The sequence below is a fragment of the Brevibacillus sp. MER 51 genome (assembly GCF_023714195.1).
Classification (GTDB): Bacteria; Bacillota; Bacilli; order Brevibacillales; family Brevibacillaceae; genus Brevibacillus.
This window is the reverse complement of record NZ_JAMAUS010000005.1, coordinates 325,714-345,963: the sequence shown is the minus strand read 5'-3', so window position 1 is coordinate 345,963 and position 20,250 is coordinate 325,714. Positions and strand designations below refer to the sequence as shown.

20 protein-coding genes, 1 pseudogene and 1 riboswitch are annotated in these 20,250 nt (G+C 47.4%); of the genes and pseudogenes, 14 read left to right on the top strand and 7 right to left on the bottom strand.

Features of this window, described 5'->3' with window-relative positions:
* Nucleotides 1-47 precede the first annotated feature (47 nt).
* Genes M3630_RS13835 through M3630_RS13825 form a run of 3 tightly spaced genes read left to right on the top strand, consistent with a single transcriptional unit; the run spans nt 48 to nt 3,213 of the window.
* Nucleotides 48-2,090, top strand: a complete 2,043-nt coding sequence (locus M3630_RS13835; protein ID WP_251252462.1) for a hypothetical protein — start codon at nt 48-50, stop codon at nt 2,088-2,090.
* Between the two features lie 60 nt (nt 2,091-2,150).
* Complete coding sequence (locus M3630_RS13830; RefSeq protein ID WP_251252461.1) at nt 2,151-2,345, top strand: hypothetical protein; 195 nt, start codon at nt 2,151-2,153, stop codon at nt 2,343-2,345.
* A gap of 22 nt (nt 2,346-2,367) precedes the next feature.
* The gene (locus tag M3630_RS13825; RefSeq protein ID WP_251252460.1) at nt 2,368-3,213 is read left to right on the top strand and encodes an EcsC family protein; all 846 of its coding nucleotides are present in this window, start codon (nt 2,368-2,370) and stop codon (nt 3,211-3,213) included.
* Here M3630_RS13825 and M3630_RS13820 read toward each other — a convergent pair.
* A complete protein-coding gene (locus M3630_RS13820; RefSeq protein ID WP_173608255.1) occupies nt 3,188-3,736 on the bottom strand; it encodes a GNAT family N-acetyltransferase in 549 nt (182 codons plus the stop codon). The genes M3630_RS13825 and M3630_RS13820 overlap by 26 nt on opposite strands.
* A 68-nt stretch (nt 3,737-3,804) precedes the next feature.
* Nucleotides 3,805-4,245: a flavodoxin gene (locus tag M3630_RS13815; protein ID WP_173608254.1), complete on the bottom strand. Its 441-nt coding sequence runs from the start codon at nt 4,243-4,245 to the stop codon at nt 3,805-3,807.
* Between the two features lie 140 nt (nt 4,246-4,385).
* Nucleotides 4,386-4,575, top strand: a riboswitch (Lysine riboswitch).
* A gap of 91 nt (nt 4,576-4,666) precedes the next feature.
* Between M3630_RS13815 and dapD the strand changes: the two genes are divergently transcribed.
* The 5 genes from dapD (at nt 4,667) to M3630_RS13790 (ending at nt 9,091) form a co-directional block, all read left to right on the top strand.
* The gene (gene dapD / locus M3630_RS13810) at nt 4,667-5,377 is read left to right on the top strand and encodes a 2,3,4,5-tetrahydropyridine-2,6-dicarboxylate N-acetyltransferase (RefSeq protein ID WP_007723196.1); all 711 of its coding nucleotides are present in this window, start codon (nt 4,667-4,669) and stop codon (nt 5,375-5,377) included.
* Nucleotides 5,378-5,391: 14 nt separating this feature from the next.
* Nucleotides 5,392-6,606 (top strand): aspartate aminotransferase family protein, encoded by a 1,215-nt coding sequence (locus M3630_RS13805; RefSeq protein ID WP_173608253.1) that lies wholly within the window; start codon nt 5,392-5,394, stop codon nt 6,604-6,606.
* Between the two features lie 3 nt (nt 6,607-6,609).
* Nucleotides 6,610-7,743, top strand: coding sequence for an N-acetyldiaminopimelate deacetylase (locus M3630_RS13800; RefSeq protein ID WP_251252459.1), 1,134 nt, complete (start codon nt 6,610-6,612; stop codon nt 7,741-7,743).
* A 273-nt stretch (nt 7,744-8,016) separates the two neighbouring features.
* Nucleotides 8,017-8,616, top strand: coding sequence for a hypothetical protein (locus M3630_RS13795; protein WP_048033807.1), 600 nt, complete (start codon nt 8,017-8,019; stop codon nt 8,614-8,616).
* 112 nt (nt 8,617-8,728) lie between these two features.
* Nucleotides 8,729-9,091: a DUF4912 domain-containing protein gene (locus tag M3630_RS13790; RefSeq protein ID WP_007723202.1), complete on the top strand. Its 363-nt coding sequence runs from the start codon at nt 8,729-8,731 to the stop codon at nt 9,089-9,091.
* Between the two features lie 111 nt (nt 9,092-9,202).
* On the opposite strand, the pseudogene M3630_RS13785 reads toward M3630_RS13790, so the two are convergent.
* Nucleotides 9,203-9,842 (bottom strand): annotated as a pseudogene (locus M3630_RS13785) (glycoside hydrolase family 73 protein).
* A 110-nt stretch (nt 9,843-9,952) separates the two neighbouring features.
* Nucleotides 9,953-10,381, bottom strand: a complete 429-nt coding sequence (locus tag M3630_RS13780) for a DUF1885 family protein (RefSeq protein WP_221869085.1) — start codon at nt 10,379-10,381, stop codon at nt 9,953-9,955.
* A gap of 180 nt (nt 10,382-10,561) precedes the next feature.
* On the opposite strand from M3630_RS13780, the gene M3630_RS13775 reads away from it, so the two are divergent.
* The 5 genes from M3630_RS13775 (at nt 10,562) to M3630_RS13755 (ending at nt 14,643) form a co-directional block, all read left to right on the top strand.
* Complete coding sequence (locus M3630_RS13775; protein WP_007723208.1) at nt 10,562-11,110, top strand: MarR family winged helix-turn-helix transcriptional regulator; 549 nt, start codon at nt 10,562-10,564, stop codon at nt 11,108-11,110.
* 78 nt (nt 11,111-11,188) lie between these two features.
* On the top strand, nt 11,189-11,488 hold the full coding sequence (locus M3630_RS13770) for a DUF3055 domain-containing protein (RefSeq protein ID WP_015892160.1): 300 nt from the start codon (nt 11,189-11,191) through the stop codon (nt 11,486-11,488).
* Between the two features lie 108 nt (nt 11,489-11,596).
* Nucleotides 11,597-12,394, top strand: coding sequence for an alpha/beta hydrolase (locus tag M3630_RS13765; RefSeq protein WP_251252458.1), 798 nt, complete (start codon nt 11,597-11,599; stop codon nt 12,392-12,394).
* Between the two features lie 118 nt (nt 12,395-12,512).
* Complete coding sequence (locus M3630_RS13760) at nt 12,513-12,638, top strand: GapA-binding peptide SR1P (RefSeq protein WP_007723214.1); 126 nt, start codon at nt 12,513-12,515, stop codon at nt 12,636-12,638.
* Between the two features lie 106 nt (nt 12,639-12,744).
* Nucleotides 12,745-14,643, top strand: a complete 1,899-nt coding sequence (locus M3630_RS13755) for a hypothetical protein (RefSeq protein ID WP_251252457.1) — start codon at nt 12,745-12,747, stop codon at nt 14,641-14,643.
* A 69-nt stretch (nt 14,644-14,712) separates the two neighbouring features.
* Here M3630_RS13755 and M3630_RS13750 read toward each other — a convergent pair whose 3' ends face one another.
* Together M3630_RS13750 and M3630_RS13745 are read right to left on the bottom strand one after the other, a co-directional pair.
* The gene (locus tag M3630_RS13750; protein WP_251252456.1) at nt 14,713-16,683 is read right to left on the bottom strand and encodes a beta/alpha barrel domain-containing protein; all 1,971 of its coding nucleotides are present in this window, start codon (nt 16,681-16,683) and stop codon (nt 14,713-14,715) included.
* A gap of 86 nt (nt 16,684-16,769) precedes the next feature.
* Complete coding sequence (locus tag M3630_RS13745; protein WP_173608247.1) at nt 16,770-18,242, bottom strand: aminotransferase class I/II-fold pyridoxal phosphate-dependent enzyme; 1,473 nt, start codon at nt 18,240-18,242, stop codon at nt 16,770-16,772.
* Nucleotides 18,243-18,363: 121 nt separating this feature from the next.
* Between M3630_RS13745 and M3630_RS13740 the strand changes: the two genes are divergently transcribed.
* Nucleotides 18,364-19,368, top strand: coding sequence for an NAD(P)H-dependent flavin oxidoreductase (locus tag M3630_RS13740; protein WP_285860547.1), 1,005 nt, complete (start codon nt 18,364-18,366; stop codon nt 19,366-19,368).
* An 84-nt stretch (nt 19,369-19,452) separates the two neighbouring features.
* Here the strand turns inward: M3630_RS13740 and M3630_RS13735 are convergent, their stop codons facing one another.
* Nucleotides 19,453-20,088 (bottom strand): YktB family protein, encoded by a 636-nt coding sequence (locus M3630_RS13735; RefSeq protein ID WP_251252454.1) that lies wholly within the window; start codon nt 20,086-20,088, stop codon nt 19,453-19,455.
* Nucleotides 20,089-20,250 lie beyond the last annotated feature (162 nt).

Genomic DNA, 20,250 nt, shown 5'->3' with positions numbered 1-20,250 from the left:
AATGAACACAGTTGAAAAATTGAAAGGAAGAAATAGGAGGACAATTCGTGAAAAAATGGGTTGTAAAAGCACTTCTAGTGTGTATGGCAACGGGCACCTTTTTGTCAGGTGTGTCAGTACCGCCAGCCATGGGGGCCGGGGCAACAGCATCCATGAAAAAAAACAGCCAAGTATCTAAGCCACTCCGGCAGCAGCCTGTTCACGATATGGTTATCTTTAACGATTATCAGGTTGCAGGATTGGATTCAAATGGTTGGAACTGGGTGAAGAATGATGAGTTTATTCTTCCTCCCGAGACACCACTTGATATTGACGTGATACAGACTACTTATGGAACTGGCACTAACCTCAATCGGAAGCAAGTTTTATTGGATGGCGTAGAATTATCGGAGTATCAAGCCGAAACTACCTCGTCCCAGACCTCTTTCAAATGGCAAGTTCCTCGGTTTACCATTCCAGCACAAAAGCTATCTGCCGGCTCGCATACCTTGACCTTTATTGTGACGGATGCCAAAGGGAAGAGCAGCACGTTGCATGTGCGATTTCTGGTAGAGGCCCAAAATTACCCGAGCATATTTAATGGGGAAAAGGCAGAGGGAGAACCAGTACCAAGTGGCGGGCAAACGGCGATTTTTGGAATGATGGGTTCACACGACTTTACTAGTTCTGTACCGGGCACATGGAAATTAACAAATAAGTCCACGAATACAGAAATGAGGTCTGTTCAAGAAACCATATTTTCGACGGGGACATTGTTGACGGGGCAGTACGAGCTCCTCTTTGTTCCTGATGATACTACCATGTCACCTTGGATGACGATGATTCAAGTAGGCGTTGCAGAGCTGTACATGGGGACAGATGCAAGTGGTCAAAAGCTCACGCAAGATCAGAAAATAACAGCTCCAGCAGCACCAGGGAAGGTTCCATTGTATTCGCCAATCCCAGGAAGATGGTCGGTGAACGGAACCGGACAAACCTTGACAGACGCGCAGCACTTTGAGGTGGACATTCCTGAGAGACTGGCCGGAATCACAATCGCTGTTACCTTTGAGCCTGTTTCGGGGCAAAAAGAGACATCGTCTATGTGGGGCGATACTTCGGCAACAACGGTTCAAATACAAATACCAGGTGCACCTAATGCCTGCGGCCCTGCTAATGGAAATGTCACGATGGATGTGTTGATGCAGCAGAACGAACAATCAACACCAACGGTAGAAAAGATGAACCTGTATTCCTCTGATAATACAATCAAGCTGTATCAAAATCCTGTTCATGTGATCTGGCTGGCAACTGCTGCCGAACACATCAAATATGGAAGTGAAGCGGATGATGATGAAGGGCCGGGTGTATGGGCGATCGATAATGTCATTGCCGACGAGAGCAAATTGAGTTGGGATCACACGGCATTGTTGTTGTCCGGTTACAAGCCAGGTCGCTACAAAGTCAACTACTATAGCAAAAGAGACCCGTCGCAGGTATGGTGCGGCTACGTTCAAGTCATAGAAGATTCACCTCCAATCAAGTCGTATCCGTCATGTGAGCCGGATGATACAGGTGTAACTCCGCCAAGTTCGCCACTTTTTCTTCGAAGCGAGAGCGGCAAGGAATACCGGGACGGACAAAAGATTACCGTGAATGCAGGCGATAATCTCGAAGAATGGGAAGACTTAAGACTGATCGCTACTCATGCTGAGCTTGTCGGATCCAAAAAGATCAGGGATAAGAGCGAAAAGAAGTCCTACTATATGCCGAAATTTGAATGGAAACATGGAGAAATTGGTATTGGTGCCAATCGGAAGCACAGTAACGGTACCATTTCCTCAGAAAATCGGATCGAGATCTTTTATGGTGAGGAAGAGATCGCCAGCATCAAGCCAAGCAAAGGTGATGGCGACGATGGTGAGGGACTTGAATCACTGAATTTGAAAAGGTATATCGATACGGATAAGCCTGGGGAATACAAGATCAAGGTAACGAATACGCTCACCAATAAAACCTGCACAGTTATCAACTCCAAAAGAAAGCACACCAAGAAAACCGATGAAAATGAGCGTAATGAAACATTGACGATGACAATTGAAGTGAAGTAGGTAAGAAGACCCCCTTGCAATTTGGCATGGGGGTTTTCGACTACAAGGGGAGGAAGTCCTGTGACAAATGAGCAGAAGGCAATCCTGGAAAAGTTCGGCTTTCGGATCGAAGGAGAGCAAGTGAAACATTTGAAGCTGGGGATCGTAAGACATAAAAGAGAGTTCGTCTGTCACGCCACGTCAGAAGAGTTGCGGGACTATATCAAGTCCATCTTGCGCAACCAATGTCAGTGGAAGCGAGGAGAATCTGAGTGAGCAGCCAGGGAGGTTATTGGTGTTGAAAGAGTCTAAGGAGACATTGGTTACGGCATTACACGAAGTGGAGGCTTGGGAGAAGGACCAGAACGACTTGTGGTTCTGGGAAAAGCTTGGCAGACTTCCTTTTGTTTTGTTGGATCGGATTACGCCTGCATTCGTTCAGGAGAAGCTGGGAAAAGCCGTAGATGAAATGGCAGCCTTTCTTGAAACAGGTGGAACTTATTTGGTGCAGGATGAACCGATATACAAGCGGTTTGGCAAACGGTTAGAGGGACAGGGCACTTCTGTTATTGGCAAGGAGGAGATAGCCGCTGTTCCGCTTACGATCATGAATGAAGTCGCCATGGAGTTAAAGGATTCACGTGCGAATTTTGCCACGGTACAAGGTGCGACGACTGGCTTCGGGGGGATATTTACCCTTGCGATCGATATCCCGTTATTGATGGGGACATCCCTAAAAGTTTTGCAAGAGATGGCGCTTGCCTATGGCTATCGACCGGAAGAGAAGAAGGAGCGGCTGTTTGTCGTCAAATGCCTGCAGTTTGCTTCATCGGACATCGTAGGGAAAAAAGCGATACTCGCTGAGCTCTCCCGCTTTGATGACCCAACTGCCCAGAGAGAGGTAATGGCGCAATTGCAGGGATGGCGTGAAGTCGTGGTAACGTACACAGAAAACTTTGGGTGGAAAAAGTTATTTCAAATGGTGCCCATTGCGGGTATTTTGTTCGGGGCGTATTTGAATCGCTCAACCGTACAGGATGTCGCCGAAGCGGGGATGATGCTGTACCGCAAACGGCGCATCCTGGAGCGGCTGCGCGATAGCGAAAAGAGTGGGGAGATTACAAAGACCACTCCTCAGCTGTAAGAGCGTAGATAAGATGGTCCTCCCATACGCCGTTAATTTGCAAATAGCGTAACGAAAGGCCTTCCTGGCGAAAACGGTTTTTTTCCAAGACACGAATGGATGCTTGGTTGCGAGGCATTACAGCCGCTTGTACCCTGTGTAGCCCAGCATCCGTGAAAGCAAAGCGAAGGGCAAGATTTACGGCTAATGTCGTATAGCCTTTGCCATTGCACGCCTGATCCATGAAGTAACCAATCGTTGCATTTTGCCATGCGCCGCGTGCCACATTTGACAACGCAATACGTCCAATCATCTTTCCGGATTCCCGGGAGAATACGCCGAAAGCATAGGCAGTGCCACGTTCAAAATCATTCTGCGCTTGTGAAATCTGTTCTTGCTGTACTGGGAGGGTCAGAAATGAAGCGGGGCGGATCGGTTCAAATGGTTGGAGAAAGTCATGATTGCGCAGCCGAAGCTCTAGGAGCTCGGCTGCGTCTTGTTGGTGGAGAGGCCGTAAGAGAATCTCGTCCGTATGTAGTGTCATGAGATCAATCCTCCTGAAAAAGTTGGATTGATAGTATAGCATGTGCCAGACTATTTGGGAAACAACGATTATCCGAGCAATTCAGCAAACGATACCCCAAATGCTTTGCAAGTTTCCACTTCTTTTGCAGTAGGAGAAAGCTCGATTTTCAATCCTTCCATTGGTGTTTCTGCTCCCCGTTCGCTCGCCTTTTTCAGCAAAATATCAACTGCTGCACCGACATGCTCATAAGCGGAGTCGCAAGAGCCAAAAGCAACAACCTTTTTCCCGCTAAGGTCAATATCGTCCATTTCCTCATAAAAATCCATGCATTCATCTGGGAGTTCGCCGTCGCCCCATGTGTAGGCGCCAAGCAAGATTCCGTCGTAAGCCTCGAGTTCTTTTGCGTTTGCATCCATCACTTCTTTTATCTCCAGCTCAGCACCAGTGGAACGAATACCTTCTGCAATTGCTTCAGCAATTTCCTGTGTATTCCCTGTCATGCTCGCGTAAACCATCAAAATGCTCATAAAACGTAAACCCTCCAATTGGATAATGAGTATCATTCTCAATAAATAAAATAATGAAAATGAGAATCGTTGTCAATAACTTTTTTCTTATTGCCACGTTTCATTGATTTTGGTAGAGTTAAATAAAATTATAATAATGTACTCTAAATAGAGGTGCGCCGAAGAAGAGTAAGTCTTTTCGCAATCTGCCAGGGGGCAGGAGAAGGAAGAAAGGCTAAAGCGCCGAAGCTTATGCTATGCCCCTACGTAGCACAGGCTGGGGTGTCTCATGAAAAATGAACATCCTGTCACAAGGGACCTTACGTCTTTTTGTGGAGCGCTATTTATGATTTGCTTCTGTAGTATCAAGAGCAATGAGATAGCGAATGCACTCATTGCTTTTTTTGATTTACCATGCTGTTATTTTGAGGAGGATGTAACAATGAATATGATGGATGCCAACGAAATTATCGCGTTTATCCAAAAAAGCGAAAAGAAAACACCCGTGAAAGTATATGTGAAAGGGAACCTGGAGGGAATCGACTTCGGTGCGAGCTCCAAAGCTTTCATTACTGGTCCTACTGGTGTTGTTTTTGGTGAGTGGAAAGAGATTGAGCCAGTGCTCGCTGCTAACGCAGACAAAATTGAAGATTATGTAGTAGAGAGTGACCGTCGCAACTCCGCCATTCCATTGCTGGATACAAAAGGGATTCAAGCGCGTATTGAGCCAGGCGCAATTATCCGTGACCAAGTGACAATTGGTAACAACGCGGTCATCATGATGGGTGCTTCCATTAACATCGGTGCAGTTATCGGTGAAGGTACAATGATCGACATGAATGTTGTAGTAGGTGGACGTGGAACTATCGGGAAAAACTGCCACATCGGTGCGGGATCGGTTATCGCGGGCGTTATCGAGCCGCCGTCTGCACAGCCAGTTGTTGTCGAAGATGATGTTGTCATCGGAGCAAATGCAGTCATTCTGGAAGGTGTACGCGTAGGAAAAGGTGCTGTCGTTGCAGCAGGCGCTGTCGTCATTGAAGATGTACCTCCATACGTAGTAGTTGCGGGAACGCCTGCACGTGTGATCAAGCAAATCGATGAAAAAACTCGTTCCAAGACAGAGATCAAGCAGGAGCTACGTCAGCTGTAAGGGAGAGAGTGCACATGGACTGGCGTTCGCTCGATGAACAATATATCGTCTCCTCTTACAAAAGACTTCCGATTGCCATAGACAAAGGCGAAGGAAATTACTTGTACGATACGAACGGGAAGAGTTATCTCGACTTGTTTACCGGACTCGCGGTAAACGTTTTGGGGCATTCTCATCCGCGCATTGTACAGGCTCTGCGTGAGCAGGGAGAGCGCTTCTTGCATATTTCCAATGTATTTTTAAACAAGCCGGCTATTCGTTTAGCCGAGCGTTTGGTTGCGAACAGCATCAGCGGTAAGGTGTTTTTCACCAACTCTGGTGCAGAGGCCACAGAGTCTGCCATCAAGCTGATTCACAAATGGACAAAAAACGAGGGAGCTGGTCGTGAGGGCATCGTTGTCTTGCGCAACAGCTTTCATGGGCGAACACTCGGAGCAGTGCGTCTGACGAGGCAGGCTCACGTCTATCAAGACTTTCCTCAGCCAGCTTTTCCTGTTTATGAACTGGATGTGGAGGACACGGCAGGATTGCGAGCGATTTGCCAGGAAGCAAGACCCGCTGCGGTCCTCATGGAGCCAGTATTGGGTTCTGGCGGTGTCGTACCGTTATCCGAAGCGTTCTTGCGAGAGGTAGCTGCGATCTGTGAGCAAGAAGGTATGCTCTTTGTCATGGACGAGATCCAGACAGGAATGGGCAGAACAGGAAAGCTCTTTGCTTATGAGCATGCAGGCGTAACGCCAGACCTTATCCTTTTTGCCAAAGGTATAGGGGGAGGGCTTCCCCTCGGCGGTGTCATCGCTGGTCCAAAGCTGATGAATCAGTTCAAACCAGGGGATCACGGAACGACATTCGCACCATCGCCACTGTCTGCTGCCCTGGGGAATGTCGTGTTGGACGAATTGCTTGATCCAGCCTTCATCGCTCACGTAGAAGAAGTGATTGCGTACCTGTGGTCGGGCTTGGAAGCGTTGCGAACGCGCCTTCCGGATCAGCTGCAATCCCTGCGCGGAAAAGGCTTGATGGTTGGAATTCCGCTCTCTTCCACCCCGGAAGAGGTAAGCCACTTGCAGCAAGCATTGCTTGACGAAGGAATTCTCGTTGACGTGACGCAGAAAACGATTGTTCGTCTGCTTCCGCCACTGACATTGACCAAAGCCGATGTGGACCGTTTCCTTGCCGTGTTTGAGGAGCAATTAACAGCAAGAACAAGTACGAAAAAGGAGGCGTAGACCATGACGACTTCCTTGTTTACACAAATTCGCCGAGACCTGCACCAAATACCGGAGCCAGGCTTCGCTGAAGTGAAGACGCAACAATACTTGCTCGATTATTTGAAAAAGCTGCCTCAGGAGCGAATCGAGATCAAAACGTGGCGGACAGGCATTTTGGTCAAGCTGGCAGGAACAGAGCCAAAACGATTAATTGCCTGGCGGACGGATATGGATGGCCTGCCGATCGTAGAGGAAACGTCCTATCCGTTTCGATCGCTTCATGAAGGATACATGCATGCTTGCGGGCATGACATGCATATGGCAATTGCACTTGGCCTCCTGACGCATTTTACCGAGCATCCGATCGCAGATGATTTGTTGTTTCTCTTTCAGCCGGCAGAAGAAGGCCCTGGCGGTGCTGAACCGATGATGGAAAGTGAAGAGTTTGCAGACTGGCGACCGGACTGCATTTTTGCCCTGCATATCGCGCCGGAATATCCAGTTGGTCATATTGCGACGAAGCCAGGAATTTTGTTTGCCAATACTTCTGAGTTGTACATTGATTTGGTTGGCAAAGGGGGGCATGCAGCCTTCCCCCACAAGGCGAGTGACATGGTGGTTGCAGGAAGCCATCTTGTGACACAGCTTCAATCGATTATTTCGCGCAATATCGATCCATTGGATTCGGCCGTCATAACGATTGGCAAGCTGGAGAGCGGGACGAAGCAGAACATCATCGCGGAGAAGTCCAGGCTAGAAGGGACCATCCGAACCTTTTCGATGGAATCGATGGCACTCGTCAAAAGCCGCATTGAATCTCTCGTAAAGGGAGTGGAAATAGGTTTTGATTGCCAGGCAACGATTGATTACGGTGTTGGCTACTGCCAGGTTTACAACGAGGAGCAGCTAACGACAGACTTCATGCAATGGGTACAGGACCAATGTGAAGAGGTAACTCTCATTACCTGCAAGGAAGCCATGACCGGAGAAGACTTCGGTTACTTTTTGAAAGAAATCCCCGGCTTTTTGTTCTGGCTGGGTGTGCAAACGCCGTACGGCTTGCACCATTCCAAGATTGAGCCGAACGAAGACGCGATCGAGGTTGCCGTTCGACTGGTCTCCCGGTATTTTACATGGCTTTCGCAACAGGAGTAGCAGGTGTCAGGAGCAAAAAAAGAGTGGCTGGATAGCCGCTCTTTTTTCTGTGTCCTTCCCGCCCGTACTCTGGTCAAGGGTAAGAAGTAGTTACTAACATCTCTGTGTATAAGTCTTTCTTCCTAAGGTTTTTGTGCTTGTGGATAATGTGGATATTGTTGAAAAAACTTATCAGGGCAGCACAACTATTTCCTTTTCCAAACGTATAAACTAGGGAGAAGAAATTCCGGAAAAACAAGCGCTGCCGCGCACACATACAGGAGGATTATTGACATGAAAAAAGCATGGTTGTCGGCCTTGTTGGCGTTGACTGTAGCAGCAGGGGTGGGGAGCACTACTGCGCTTGGAGAGGGTGCGATGCGCGTATTTTTCGGCGCAGAAACCGTTGCGAGTGAAATGCCAGCATCCAAGGCCGAATCGGTTGAATCAATAGTGAACAAGCTCGGTGGTTTCGCCGATTACGATCAGCAATCTGGCAAATTGCAAGTGATTAAGCCAAACGTAAATATTATTGTGGTCGAAGGGATTCAGCAGACCCGCAATAAAAATGTTGTTTTCAGCAACCCTGTCAAAGGATACAGCGACAAAAATGTGCCTCGTACGTTTAACGTATTCGTAGAGGTTGATGACGCGCCTGTAGCCAAAGACCTGCGCATGCAACTTGTGTTGGTCGGACCGGACGGCAAAGAAGTGTCCAAAGGGAAAGAATGGAAATACTCCACGCAAAATGCAAACAGCTTCTATTTTTCAGAGCCTTTTGTATCTACGAAACTCGAAGCATACGGCACTTATAAAGTACAAGTTCAAATGAAATCCGAAAAATTCACTTCTTATGTAACCGTCGGAGAAAATACATTTACAGTTGGCCGCTAAAAATTATGGCTTGGATGCGTTTCCACTTTGCATGTCCCCGTGCTATAATATACGGAAAAGCCAATATACTTGGTGATAGCAAGTACATGAAAGAAAGGAACGATGGGAGCGAATGGAGACAAATCCCCCGCGATCGTCCACAGATGTAGAAGGCCCGAGTATACGCATTGCCTGGAAAGATGAGCAATCCATTCAGGCAGAGTGGAGCATGACGAAGGAGTTTGAGCAAGAAATAGAGCGAAAGTTTGCTATTCCGTTTGCTGAACTGCCTTTTGTCCTACGCCTTTTTGATGTGACGTACCGCAAAGAGATCCGAAATGATGGCACTGACCTTTACACTGATTTTGATATCAACCACCGTTCTTCCGAATGGATTTTGTACGGAGTGACGCAAGGATTGGAATATTGCGTCGATCTGGGAATTCGGATGGTGGACGGAAGGTTTTATTCGCTGTCCAGGTCTCAAATGATTTGATCAACGTGCTCGAGCAACGTTACGACTGCGGCAATTGCATTTTTATACGGAACAGCCCCATTACCCACGATATTTGCTAGTGGAAATGGGGCTTTTGATTGTTATATGGACTCACGACTTCTCTCGCTGTTTGTCCAGCAGTCGCAGGGCAACCGCTAAAACAGCCCATACTGGCATTGGTTCATCTAACTTATCTAGCCATTCAGGGGATGTCAGCAAGCCCTCCTGTAGCGCACGATTGCCCAGCTCCAATTTCCAGGGAGGTAACGATTGTGGATCTTCTGGAACGAATTGATCGTACTGGGTCAAGTTGAACGTCTGAATGAGGCGCGTCAGTTTTTCAGCATAGGCAGGATCAGTAGCGTAGCCGGCTTCTTCTAAAGCTTGCGCGGCTTGTGCGGGAGTCGTGGCTGCCAGCACGTTTTTATAAGCGGGCTTACGTAAAAATTGGGCATGGTCTTCCATGGATTGCTGGTAATTTTCATAAGCACGGAACTGGGAAGTACGTATAACGGTCTTTCCGTTTTCCACCTCTTTGCTTTCGATGGTGACAGAGCCTGCAGATCCCACTCTCTTTATTCCAAAGAGGTTGTACGAAGGATGTTCCAGTGGCAGGGTCAACAGGTACTTTTTCACCCCAACCAGATTCGAGTATGGCTTGCGCTATGATAATGGAGGGGAAGAGACGATCGTTCAAATAAGTCTTCCTGGCATGGTTAGCAACCAACTGAATAAAGGCTTGCGCATCCATAAGCTCACCTCTTTCCTCTCTTTGTTATTCGTATGAAAAAAAGAGGTCAGAGGGAATAGGCCTGAACATGAAAAACAGTCGAAATTTCTCGACTGTTTTTCCATCTTTCTTTATGGCTTTCGAGGTTGGAAATATTGAATGCGCTTGTTGAAGAGGTGGAGCTCTGCTTTATAATCACGTGCCAAGTATCGACAGTACTCATTTGCCTTGTTTTTATCGCCATGCGTCGCAGATTCAGGGAGGGACACTTGTATGTAGTGCTTTTCGGAACCGTTTTCATTTTTGCTCCCGACTCCAACAACGATGGCTTTGTACATATTTGGGTCTTTTCCTTTGAGAAGGAACCATGATTCCTTTCCTTCCGGGCGTTCTTCTAGGGTGTAGGGGAAAGCGGCGTCAGCATAGGTCCAGCCCAACTGCTTTCCTGTTTTTGTTGTCATGTCAACGTATCGCGTAAACTTGGCTTTCACGTCGTCAATACTTGCAGATGCTGCGGTAGAACCATCAACGAAATAGATGTAGGCCGATTGAAGTTTCACGACTGCACTCACTCCTAGTACCGGTATTCTGTGCGTTTAGTGTAGCATTGTCTTCCACTCTTTGGCAATGAGGCAGTTGGCGACCAAAAACAATTGCGTGTTTTTTCTGAAAAGTGTAAAATATATATCATATTTATATGCCGTTAGATGAACGATAAAGGATCATGGAGGAATATACGCATGCAGGAGGCCTCAATTAGACATGTATTCGAAGCTTTAAACACCATGCGCGCCATCGATGTGGTGAACAAAGAAGACTGGGAGCGGGCAGCGAAGGAAGCCGAATTGGATTCTTCCGTACAGTTAAACATTCTCTGGATCATCTACTGTTATGAAGGTGTACGCGTCACACAAATTGCAGATTGGACCTTCTGGCATCCCTCTTCGATTGTCATTCATATCAAGAAATTAATGGAGAAAGGCATGGTGACCATCGAAAAGTCGGAGTTGGATGGGCGTGTGGTTCACGTATACCCGACTGAAAAAGGAAAAGAAGTATTGGAAGCCAGTCGAAGAAGTGTACCAGATATTTTTAGATTGACGTATGCATTGGAGAAAATGGAGGAACGATACAGTACAGCAGTAGTTGAACTGTTCTTTGAATGCCTTTCCTTTGTCGCGCAATCGTTGCATGGTGCCGAAAAAGTAAGATGGATTCAAGAAGGGGAAGACAGGGTCATTAACCCAACGCGTCTGGTAAATGATGCTGTTTGGGTGGCAAAAACGTGATTTTTCGCTTATACTAGTGAATAATCCGAATATTTCACGAAATTCAGAGGCCAAAATACTGTTGAGGAGGGATTGCTGATGGAGCACTACGACCACTTATACGACGTTTCGGAGAATGCTAATGTACGTTTTCTCGGTTTTATTTCAGAGGGAACACGATACGACTTTGGCATGGTATTTACACACAAGTTTTATGGGAAGCCGTTGGTGATCTGTATGCAGACAGGGCAATCGACTCTTCTCAGTTCTGAAGATGCGGTGAATCCAGGATACCTGCAAAAAATTTTCAGGCTGGATTCAGAGAACGAGGCAGTCGCGCTTGCTGAGTTTTTCCAGGAACATTTACCATCCATTCCATTTGAAGAAAATCAGTATTAGGTAACGAGCAGAAGTTTATCTTCTGCTCGTTTTGGTTTTTTTCGTAAAATACGGCCTTCCGTTTTTAGTATAATCGAAAGAAATCAAGCAGTAGGAGGAACAGGGAGAATGGGTGTACATAAATGGTCGGCCAAAGATTCTCAGGGAGCGATTGTTCTCGTCCATGGAACGGGAGAGCATCATGGGCGTTATGGGCATGTAGCGGCTTATTTTAATCAGGCAGGTTGGGATGTATATGCGGAAGATTTGCCGGGATGGGGGCGCTCTCCTGGGAGACGGGGGCATATTCAATCATTCGAAGACTATTTGTCCCGTGTACGCGAGTGGACGAGTACCGCTCTTGCCGATGCGTCAGGAGAGAAGCCTGTATGTTTAATGGGGCATAGTCTGGGTGGTCTCATTGCGACTCGCTTTATTCAGACAGATGAGCGGAGCAAAGAGTTGGCAGGGTTAATTCTCACCTCTCCATGCTTGAAGCTCAAACTGACTGTACCGGCGTGGAAGGAGCAATTGGCGCAGTTTCTCGATCGGGTCTGGCCAACACTTGTCATGCCGAATGGAATCACTCCCGACATGGTATCCCGTGACGAAGCGGTTCAGGCTGCTTATCAGAACGATCCGCTCAATTATTCCAAGGTAAGTGTCAGATGGTTCACGGAATTGAACCGCTCTATGGAAAAGGCGTGGGCGGAAAGAAATCAAATCAAGCATCCTGTCCTTGTTTTGCAGGCTGGTGCTGATTCATTGGTAGATGCGGATGCAGTGGAACAGTTTACAGCGGGTCTTTCAGACAGACAGACGTTTGAACGATTCGCGGGCTTGCGACACGAAATTTTGAATGAGCCTGAAAAGGAAGAAGTCTTGCAAAAAATCGTGAGCTGGTTGAATGACAATATATCTAATTAATGTGACATACTAATTATCAACAAATGCATCTTGACTCCGAATAACGTAGCATATTAAGATGAATGTAACATAACATTTGTGGAAATATGTGAATCAATTGAATGCGGAGGGGACATAGATGGGAACTATCGTATGTCAGACTTGCGGAACCATCATCGAGCATTTTGAATGTAATTCAGTAAAAACACTTTATGCGGTGTGCAACTGTGACTGCCGACCTGGGGAAAGACAGGAAAAAGAATAAAAAATAGTCAACGGGCCTATGTTGAGGCCTGTTTTTTTTGACAACCTTTTCCGTATGGAGGATAATGGAGAAGTGTGAAAATCGTTGTAAAAGGAGGAATTGTTTCATGAAGCGAAAACCGATGCAGGGAATGCTGGCCGCTGCACTTTTGGTCACATCTCTGTGGAGCGGGACACCGGCGCTTGCCTACAGTATTGGTGATGAAGAAAAAATCGACGCAAGCAAGCCTGAAATTTCCGGAGCCGGTTACGACATTTCCAAAAAATATGCCGTGTGGATGGTTGAAGGGGAAGAAACTGTAACCCTTTACAATCTCGATAAAGGTACGCAAACACAAATTGGCGACAAGGAATCTGAAAAGACGAATCCAAAAGTCGATGGTGATTATGTCGTGTGGATCGACTCCCGTGACGGAGGTTCTGACGTCTACTTGTATGACATCGCGAAGGAAAAAGAAACCCGTTTGTCAGACGGGTCAGCATCTGTCGATGGTGTGGAGATCGGGGATAAAAACGTTGTCTGGACAGATAACGGGGATGTTTATCTGTACAAAATTTCTACAGGCGATACAGAGGTCGTATCTGCGAGTGGAAAAGCAAGCAACCCGGTGGTAAGCGACGCGTATGTCGCATGGGAAGATGAACGTGATGGCAACAGCGATATTTACTATTACGATATCAAAGCCAAAGAAGAAAAGGCGGCTGTCGTCCAAAAAGGCGATCAAGGGCGTCCTACTCTTTCCACGAATAAAATTTTGTATGAGAATCGCTCCTATAATCAAATTTACGTGCATACCATCAGCAATGGCAGAAACAAAGAATTGACGAACGGTTCGAATGACAAAGAATTTGTACATACGTACAAAGACGATTATGTGTATGCTGATGGTAATGATCTGATCTATCGTACCGTCGATAAATCGTCCAAAAAGAAGATTGACTCCAACCTTTATGGAAATGTAGGGCCGAGAATTTTTGGCGACTACGTTTTGTATGCGAAAAAGGACAGTAATAAAAAGCTCCAGCTTCACCTGTATGATCTGGACGAAAAAGAGCAAGTTCCGCTGGGTAATGTAGGTGGTGATCCTATTGATCCAGCTGGTCACGATCGTTATGTCGCATATGTATCAAAGTCTAAGAATAACAATGCTATCGTTCTTTACGATATGGTAAAAGGAACGAGCAAAGCCATCAGTAGTTCAGATCACGATGCAGCTCGTCCTGTCGTAAGTTCTCGTTATGTTGTTTGGTATGATCAGCGGGAAGACGCACTCTTCTCCTACGATATTCGTAAAGGCGTCCAAACCCAGATCACAAACGAAGATGATGACCAGAAGCCGAGTGAAAAGTTTTATGAAGTCGACGGAGAACATCTATTGTGGGTCAATGTCGATCGCAGAGCGGAAGTGATCATCACAAATCTGTCCACTGGAAAGCATACTGAGGTATCAAGGCTGAAAGATGAACCGTTAAGCGTTGATATTTATCAGGACTATGCAACCTGGGTAGTCCAAGAAGGCAAAAAGAATGCAACGATCGTTCTCTACGATATCGAGGGAGATAGAGAAAGAGAAATTCGTAAAAACGTAAAAGTGGAGAAAGCAGAGATTGGCGATGATTTCGTAGTTTGGAGCGAAGATACTGGCAATTCCAAAACAGGTTGGGATTTGTATTATTACAACATCGACCGTCAAAAAGTCAATCCGCTGCTACGCTATACGGAAGGTGACCAAAAAAATCCACAGGCTTCACGAAATATGATTTTATTCGAAGACAATCGTCTGTCCGGAAAAGGCAAGCAGTTCTACTTTGAGCTGTATGATTTCGAAGAGGGGGCATTTAGCGATATCGAGTGGGATGATGATGCGGAAATGGAAAGCCCGCGCATGGGTGGAAATCGCATTGTCTGGATAGATGATCGCGACAAAGCTCCTTACGTCTACACATTGGCGTTCGCTCCGGGTGACGATGATGACGACGAAGATGATGAGGAAGACGAGGACTGATTCTGAATAAATCGAGTCAGGCTCCATGAGAGAAAAACAGACGAAAGAATTTCTTTCGTCTGTTTTCATTTATGTCCGGCATAAATACGGCTTCAAAAGTACGAGTGCTACGAGAAATAAAATAACGGCAACATAAGCGGGCAAGAGATGAATAAAATCAACATAGCCAACAGTAAAATGTATGCCAATGCCAGAAACGAAGCCCGGAATGCCTGCTAAAAACAATGTCCACCAAATCCACGCTTCTCCTCGCCTGATACCCCAAAGGCTAATCAGCAAGACAGCCAAGCCATTCGAAACTAATGCCCCGCCAAAACCAGCACGGTCATGAGCGATAACCGGAATTAATCGCTCATTGTAAGACTGCAAGGTATCGGCAGACACGCAGAGAAAGACGAGGTCGGAAGGAACGAAGACACCCGTGACGCCGATGATCGAAATGATGATACCAGCCCCTGTCAAACCAAATCCGATGATGACAAACAGCAATTGTCCCCATAGAGCCATTCGCCAATCCTGATCGTTGTGAAGCTGTGGCGGTAGGCGAGTCAAATGAACGGTTGCTGGAGTTCGTAATGCGAGCAAAAACAAGGGAAACAACATGAGCGCTAAAATCGCGTGCACGTAATCAAAGTACCCGTATCCAATAAATAAAAAGAAGCTGGAAAACCCAACGGAGCCGGAGACGAGCAAGATGGTCCGCGTCCAGTGAATATCTTTGCGCAGGCCATGGTAAGCTAGTTGGCTATACAAAATTCCTATGGATATCATCGTTCCTGCCAGACTAATTCGATCATGGGACATGAAAGAGAGAATTTGCGGATTTAAGAGCGTGAGCTGGTCGGCTGACATCCCGAGAAAGCGTACGTCGTAGGGGAGAACGACAGTTGTTGCGGCGACCAGCCAAGCAAGTGCCCCACCGATCATCATGCCCACGCCCAACAAGATCCCCCATACCCATGAAGGAAATAAAAAAGCAGGTCGCTTTTCTTGAGGAGGATCAGCTTCTGGTTGTGTTTGCAAGATGGCTTCGTTAATTCGTTTTGGCAAGCCGGGTCCAGAATAGACCAAGCCGCTATGCAACTGCACAAAATCGGCACCCGCTGCAAGAAAGGTCAGAGCATCTTGTGGTTCCAGAATCCCGCCTGATCCAATGATAAGGGCATCTGACCACTGTTCCCGTGCCCAGGAGACAAATTTGACGGCTTGCTCGTGTGAACTCCTCCCCGTGGTATAAACAGTGTTGTTCGCACATGGTGAATCTTCCTGAATGATGCCTCCAGCGACAACTAGACCGTTGAGTCCTGCTTCTTTTGCCGAGGTAAGAATCGGGAGCGCTTCCGGTTCAGCAAGGCTCGGAGGGATCGCCAGCAAGAGGGGGAGATCCGTTTGGTTACGCAAACAGGAAAAATGCTCCTTCCACGCTGTGTGGCTCCATTCTGGCTGTCCTATATTCGCCCGCGTGTCAATCGTGAAAAACGAGCAAAAACGCTCCAATTTGTCGATCAGCTCCTGAAGCTCTTCCGTGGCTTCTCTCAGGCCGACTTTTGGTTGGCAGGCCAATCTGACTCCGATCGGAATTTTAATGCCAGAAGCCCCCTCCAGGCGCCTCTGAAGGGTATGTATCCCATTATTTACCAAAAGACAGGGGTAGTGGATATTCATTGCGGCAATGTCACGTTGAATGGTGCCGTGGGAATCAATCGGTTCTTTGGACACAGGTCCCAGCTCGAGAAATCCGAAACCGAATTTGGACAGCGCTTGAATGGCAATGCATTCCGTGTCTAACCCGGCACCCAACCCGACTGGAGTAGGGAACGTGACTGGGCCAATTGTTCTGGAGAGCTGTGAGGGAGGCTCCATATGTCCCATCCATTCAATGATGAACGGACCACCCGGAATTTTGGCCAATGTACCAATTGACTGCAAGGTAATCGACCGGGCTCGTTCGGGTGGCATGAGAAAGAGAAGTGGCCGAAACAACGTTTGATACGACCAGTCTGGCATGGCAGGATCGCCTACTTTCCTGATTTTTCCCATTTCCATCTTATCTCAAAATGTTTGCATAAAAAATAAAAAAGCTGCTCTCTCGAGAAAGAGGGCAGCTATGTTTCGTTTCGGATCGCTTAGCCAGAAATGGCGGTTTGTCTTTTTACGACTTTGATCGTTTTCAGTGTCTCATCTTCAGGACCTTGTACGGGTAATCCGACCCGAATGTTTTCCTGAATGTACGCGATATTTTCCTCGGTGATTACTTCCCCGGGAAGGAAGATCGGGATGCCTGGAGGATACACCATGATGAACTCGGTGATGACTCGACCTGCTGCTTCCGCCAACGGAATTGTCTCTGTTTCTGCATAGAAAGCTTCGCGTGGGGTGGTGGACAGCATAGGGATATTCGGCAGTGAGATCGTCGGCTTGTCTTCTGCTTGTACGTGCGAAAATTCAACGGACAAATCACGCAAGCCATTTACTAGCGCACGGATGGATTCTTCCGTATCTCCGGCAGTAACGAAGCAGAGGATGTTGTACAGATCGCTCATCTCTACCTCAATGTTGTACTTGTCACGCAGCCAGTTCTCGACTTCCCATCCAGTGATTCCGAGATCGCGTACGTGGATGAGGAGCTTGGTTGGGTCCATTGCAAAAGTCGCAGGCTTTCCAAGAATCTCCTTGCCAACGCAGTAGATGCGCGGGATTTCGTTAATCATATCCCGGGCTTTTGCTGCCAGTTCCATCGCTTGATCAGCGAGCATTTTTCCGTTGAGGGCCAAATGCTGACGGGCCATATCCAACGACGCGAGGAAGATGTAAGAAGTCGAGGTCGTCGTGAGCATACTCATGACTGTTTTCACCCGATCGACATCGACGAGCCCTTCCCGTACATTCAAGATCGACGTTTGAGTCAAAGAGCCACCCAGCTTGTGTACGCTGGTCGCTGCCATGTCGGCACCAGCTTGCATGGCCGAAATCGGCAGTTCCTCGTGGAAATGAATATGCACACCATGAGCTTCGTCGACCAATACAGGAATTTCATAGTTATGGGCAGCCCGCACGATTTCACGCAGGTCACCTGCAATACCGAAGTACGTCGGGTTAATCACCAACAAGGCAGCAGCATCAGGATGGGCTTCCAGTGCTTTTTGCACGGCCTTCACTGTGATCCCGTGAGAAATACCCAGACGCTCGTCCATGGCAGGGTGAATAAAGATTGGGACTGCTCCTGCGAAAATAATCGCCGACATAATCGATTTGTGTACGTTACGCGGGACGATAATTTTGTCGCCAGGACTGCAGGTCGCCATAATCATCGCCATGATGGCACCGCTTGTACCTTGCACGGAAAAGAATGTATGGTCAGCGCCGAATGCCTCGGCTGCCAAATCTTGTGCTTCTTTAATCATTGCCTTCGGGTGATGCAAGTCATCCAATGGCGCAATGTTGATGAGGTCTATCGAAAGAGCGTTGTCCCCGATGAACTCGCGAAATGCCGGATGCATACCCATACCCTTCTTATGGCCCGGAATGTGAAATTGAATCGGGTTCCGGTTGGCGTGCTCCAACAACCCGCTGAACAAAGGAGTTTTCATTTGTCTCACTACGATCGCCTCACTTTACTAATCAAGAATAATAAGGGGAAAAACAAACAAATTGAGTATAGCAAAATAGGGGGGGAAAGCAAGCGAATTTTTATTCAGGTTTACGTGTAGCGGCAGGAGTTTGGCCTGTAAGCCGAGAAGGACATTTACACGGGGTGATAAAAAGATGAAAACGAGAGTAACGGAGCTACTTCAAATAACATATCCGGTAGTTCAAGGTGGCTTGGCATATTTGGCTTACGCAGACTTGGCTGCGGCTGTGTCAAATGCGGGGGGACTCGGTCAAATTACGGCTATGTCCTTGCCATCGGCGGGTGCACTGCGGGAGGAGATTCGCAAGGTTCGTACAATGACGGATAAACCATTTGGTGTGAATTATGCAATTGGCCAACACGGACGGCCGTATGAAGAAATGCTGGATGTGGCGATTGAAGAAGGAGTGGCGGCTGTTTCGGTGACAGGAGGCAATCCAGAGCCGCTGCTGCGAAGACTCGATGGTCATCCCATCAAAAAGCTCGTCTTGGTTGCATCTGCCCGCCAAGCACAAAAAGCAGAATCGATTGGTGCGGATGCAGTGATGGCTGTTGGTCAAGAAGGTGGGGGGCACCTGGGACGAGATGATATCGGGACGTTTGTTTTGATTCCGCGTGTGGTGGATTCCGTGAAAATTCCGGTATTGGCTAGCGGTGGCATCGGTGATGGTCGGGGAATTTTGGCAGCGCTTGCACTCGGTGCAGAAGGTGTGGAGATGGGAACGCGATTTATTGCGACGCAAGAGTGTGTCCATGCCCATTCGGCCTACAAAGAGGCGTTGGTTGCTGGGACGGAGCACGATACCGCTGTTATCAAGCGCACATTGGGGGCACCTGCGAGGGTTGTTCGTACACCAGGCTCTGATCATATTCTCCAAATGGAAAAAGAAGGGGCAGGCTACGAGCAGTTAAAGAGCTTCATCAGTGGAGAGAACAACTGCACCTTTATTTATGAGGGCGACAGGCAGCGCGGCTTTGGTTGGGCTGGTCAGGTTATCGGATTGATTGACGATGTACCAAGTGTCCAACAATTGTTTGACCGCATGTTTGGCGATGTGAGCAAGGCGTTGGATCGACTGCGGTCTTTTTCCTAAAACAAAAGAACAGGCCTGCGTTTTTCAAATGAAAGCGGACCTGTTCTTTTGCATATAACTTAAATAAAGAAAGCGGGAGGCGGTCTATCCACGAGAATTTCCTAATGTATAGAGCTTACTCAACACGCCAAACGTTTCTTCGAGACGACTCACCAATGCTTCTCCATCTGCCAGAATTGGATCATGACGGTCAATGGTAATTCCGCAGAGCAACTCCGCTTTTTTTACCTGTGCAAGCCTGTCCACCAACTTTTTCACGCCAGCGGTGCCCAATTCTTTTTGAGACGTACTTGCTGGTTGCATATGATCTGGGGACCAGTGAAAGTGCTCCGGAACCATCGCAATGACCTCATCCAGACGCTTGTTAAACGCATGGCTGATGATCTCTTTGGAAGGAGACTCGTAAATTACCGCGTACCAAACGAACAAATGTGTTCCCCACAAGCCGATCTGAAAGTGCGGATGTTTTTTGTAACCGCGTTTATCATTAGCCCAGGCAACCCACGTATCAGCTGGTGGGTTCACCGTACGGCGTGCATGTTTTGCTATGTGCGTAAACATTTCATCCCCGGTTGCTACGGAGAGAAAGGGCGCAAAGTGTTGGCTGAGTACTTCGAATTTGGGACGGATATTGGTTTTGATTGCGTCCATTCGGGCATCCAGTCCATCGATGGCAAAAACATCAAAATCTTCTTGACGAAAACCTGGAAACGTTGGCATGTAACAAACACCTCTTTTAAGCATCATCGAACCCCACTGGAAAGAAAAGGGCGATCGTCCCCGTCAAGGGAGCTTGGAATCCTCCATATGATATCATACCATCCAGGAAAAAAATACATGCCGAGTTTATGAATAGCAAAACCAAAGTCTGAATAATATGAT

Coding starts and splice junctions, on each gene's coding strand:
- M3630_RS13820 (WP_173608255.1), bottom strand. CDS start 3,736: ATGACACTACATACGGACGAGATTCTCTTACGGCCTCTCCACCAACAA.
- M3630_RS13815 (WP_173608254.1), bottom strand. CDS start 4,245: ATGAGCATTTTGATGGTTTACGCGAGCATGACAGGGAATACACAGGAA.
- dapD (WP_007723196.1), top strand. CDS start 4,667: ATGAATATGATGGATGCCAACGAAATTATCGCGTTTATCCAAAAAAGC.
- M3630_RS13805 (WP_173608253.1), top strand. CDS start 5,392: ATGGACTGGCGTTCGCTCGATGAACAATATATCGTCTCCTCTTACAAA.
- M3630_RS13800 (WP_251252459.1), top strand. CDS start 6,610: ATGACGACTTCCTTGTTTACACAAATTCGCCGAGACCTGCACCAAATA.
- M3630_RS13795 (WP_048033807.1), top strand. CDS start 8,017: ATGAAAAAAGCATGGTTGTCGGCCTTGTTGGCGTTGACTGTAGCAGCA.
- M3630_RS13790 (WP_007723202.1), top strand. CDS start 8,729: ATGGAGACAAATCCCCCGCGATCGTCCACAGATGTAGAAGGCCCGAGT.
- M3630_RS13775 (WP_007723208.1), top strand. CDS start 10,562: ATGCAGGAGGCCTCAATTAGACATGTATTCGAAGCTTTAAACACCATG.
- M3630_RS13770 (WP_015892160.1), top strand. CDS start 11,189: ATGGAGCACTACGACCACTTATACGACGTTTCGGAGAATGCTAATGTA.
- M3630_RS13765 (WP_251252458.1), top strand. CDS start 11,597: ATGGGTGTACATAAATGGTCGGCCAAAGATTCTCAGGGAGCGATTGTT.
- M3630_RS13760 (WP_007723214.1), top strand. CDS start 12,513: ATGGGAACTATCGTATGTCAGACTTGCGGAACCATCATCGAGCATTTT.
- M3630_RS13755 (WP_251252457.1), top strand. CDS start 12,745: ATGAAGCGAAAACCGATGCAGGGAATGCTGGCCGCTGCACTTTTGGTC.
- M3630_RS13750 (WP_251252456.1), bottom strand. CDS start 16,683: ATGGGAAAAATCAGGAAAGTAGGCGATCCTGCCATGCCAGACTGGTCG.
- M3630_RS13735 (WP_251252454.1), bottom strand. CDS start 20,088: ATGCCAACGTTTCCAGGTTTTCGTCAAGAAGATTTTGATGTTTTTGCC.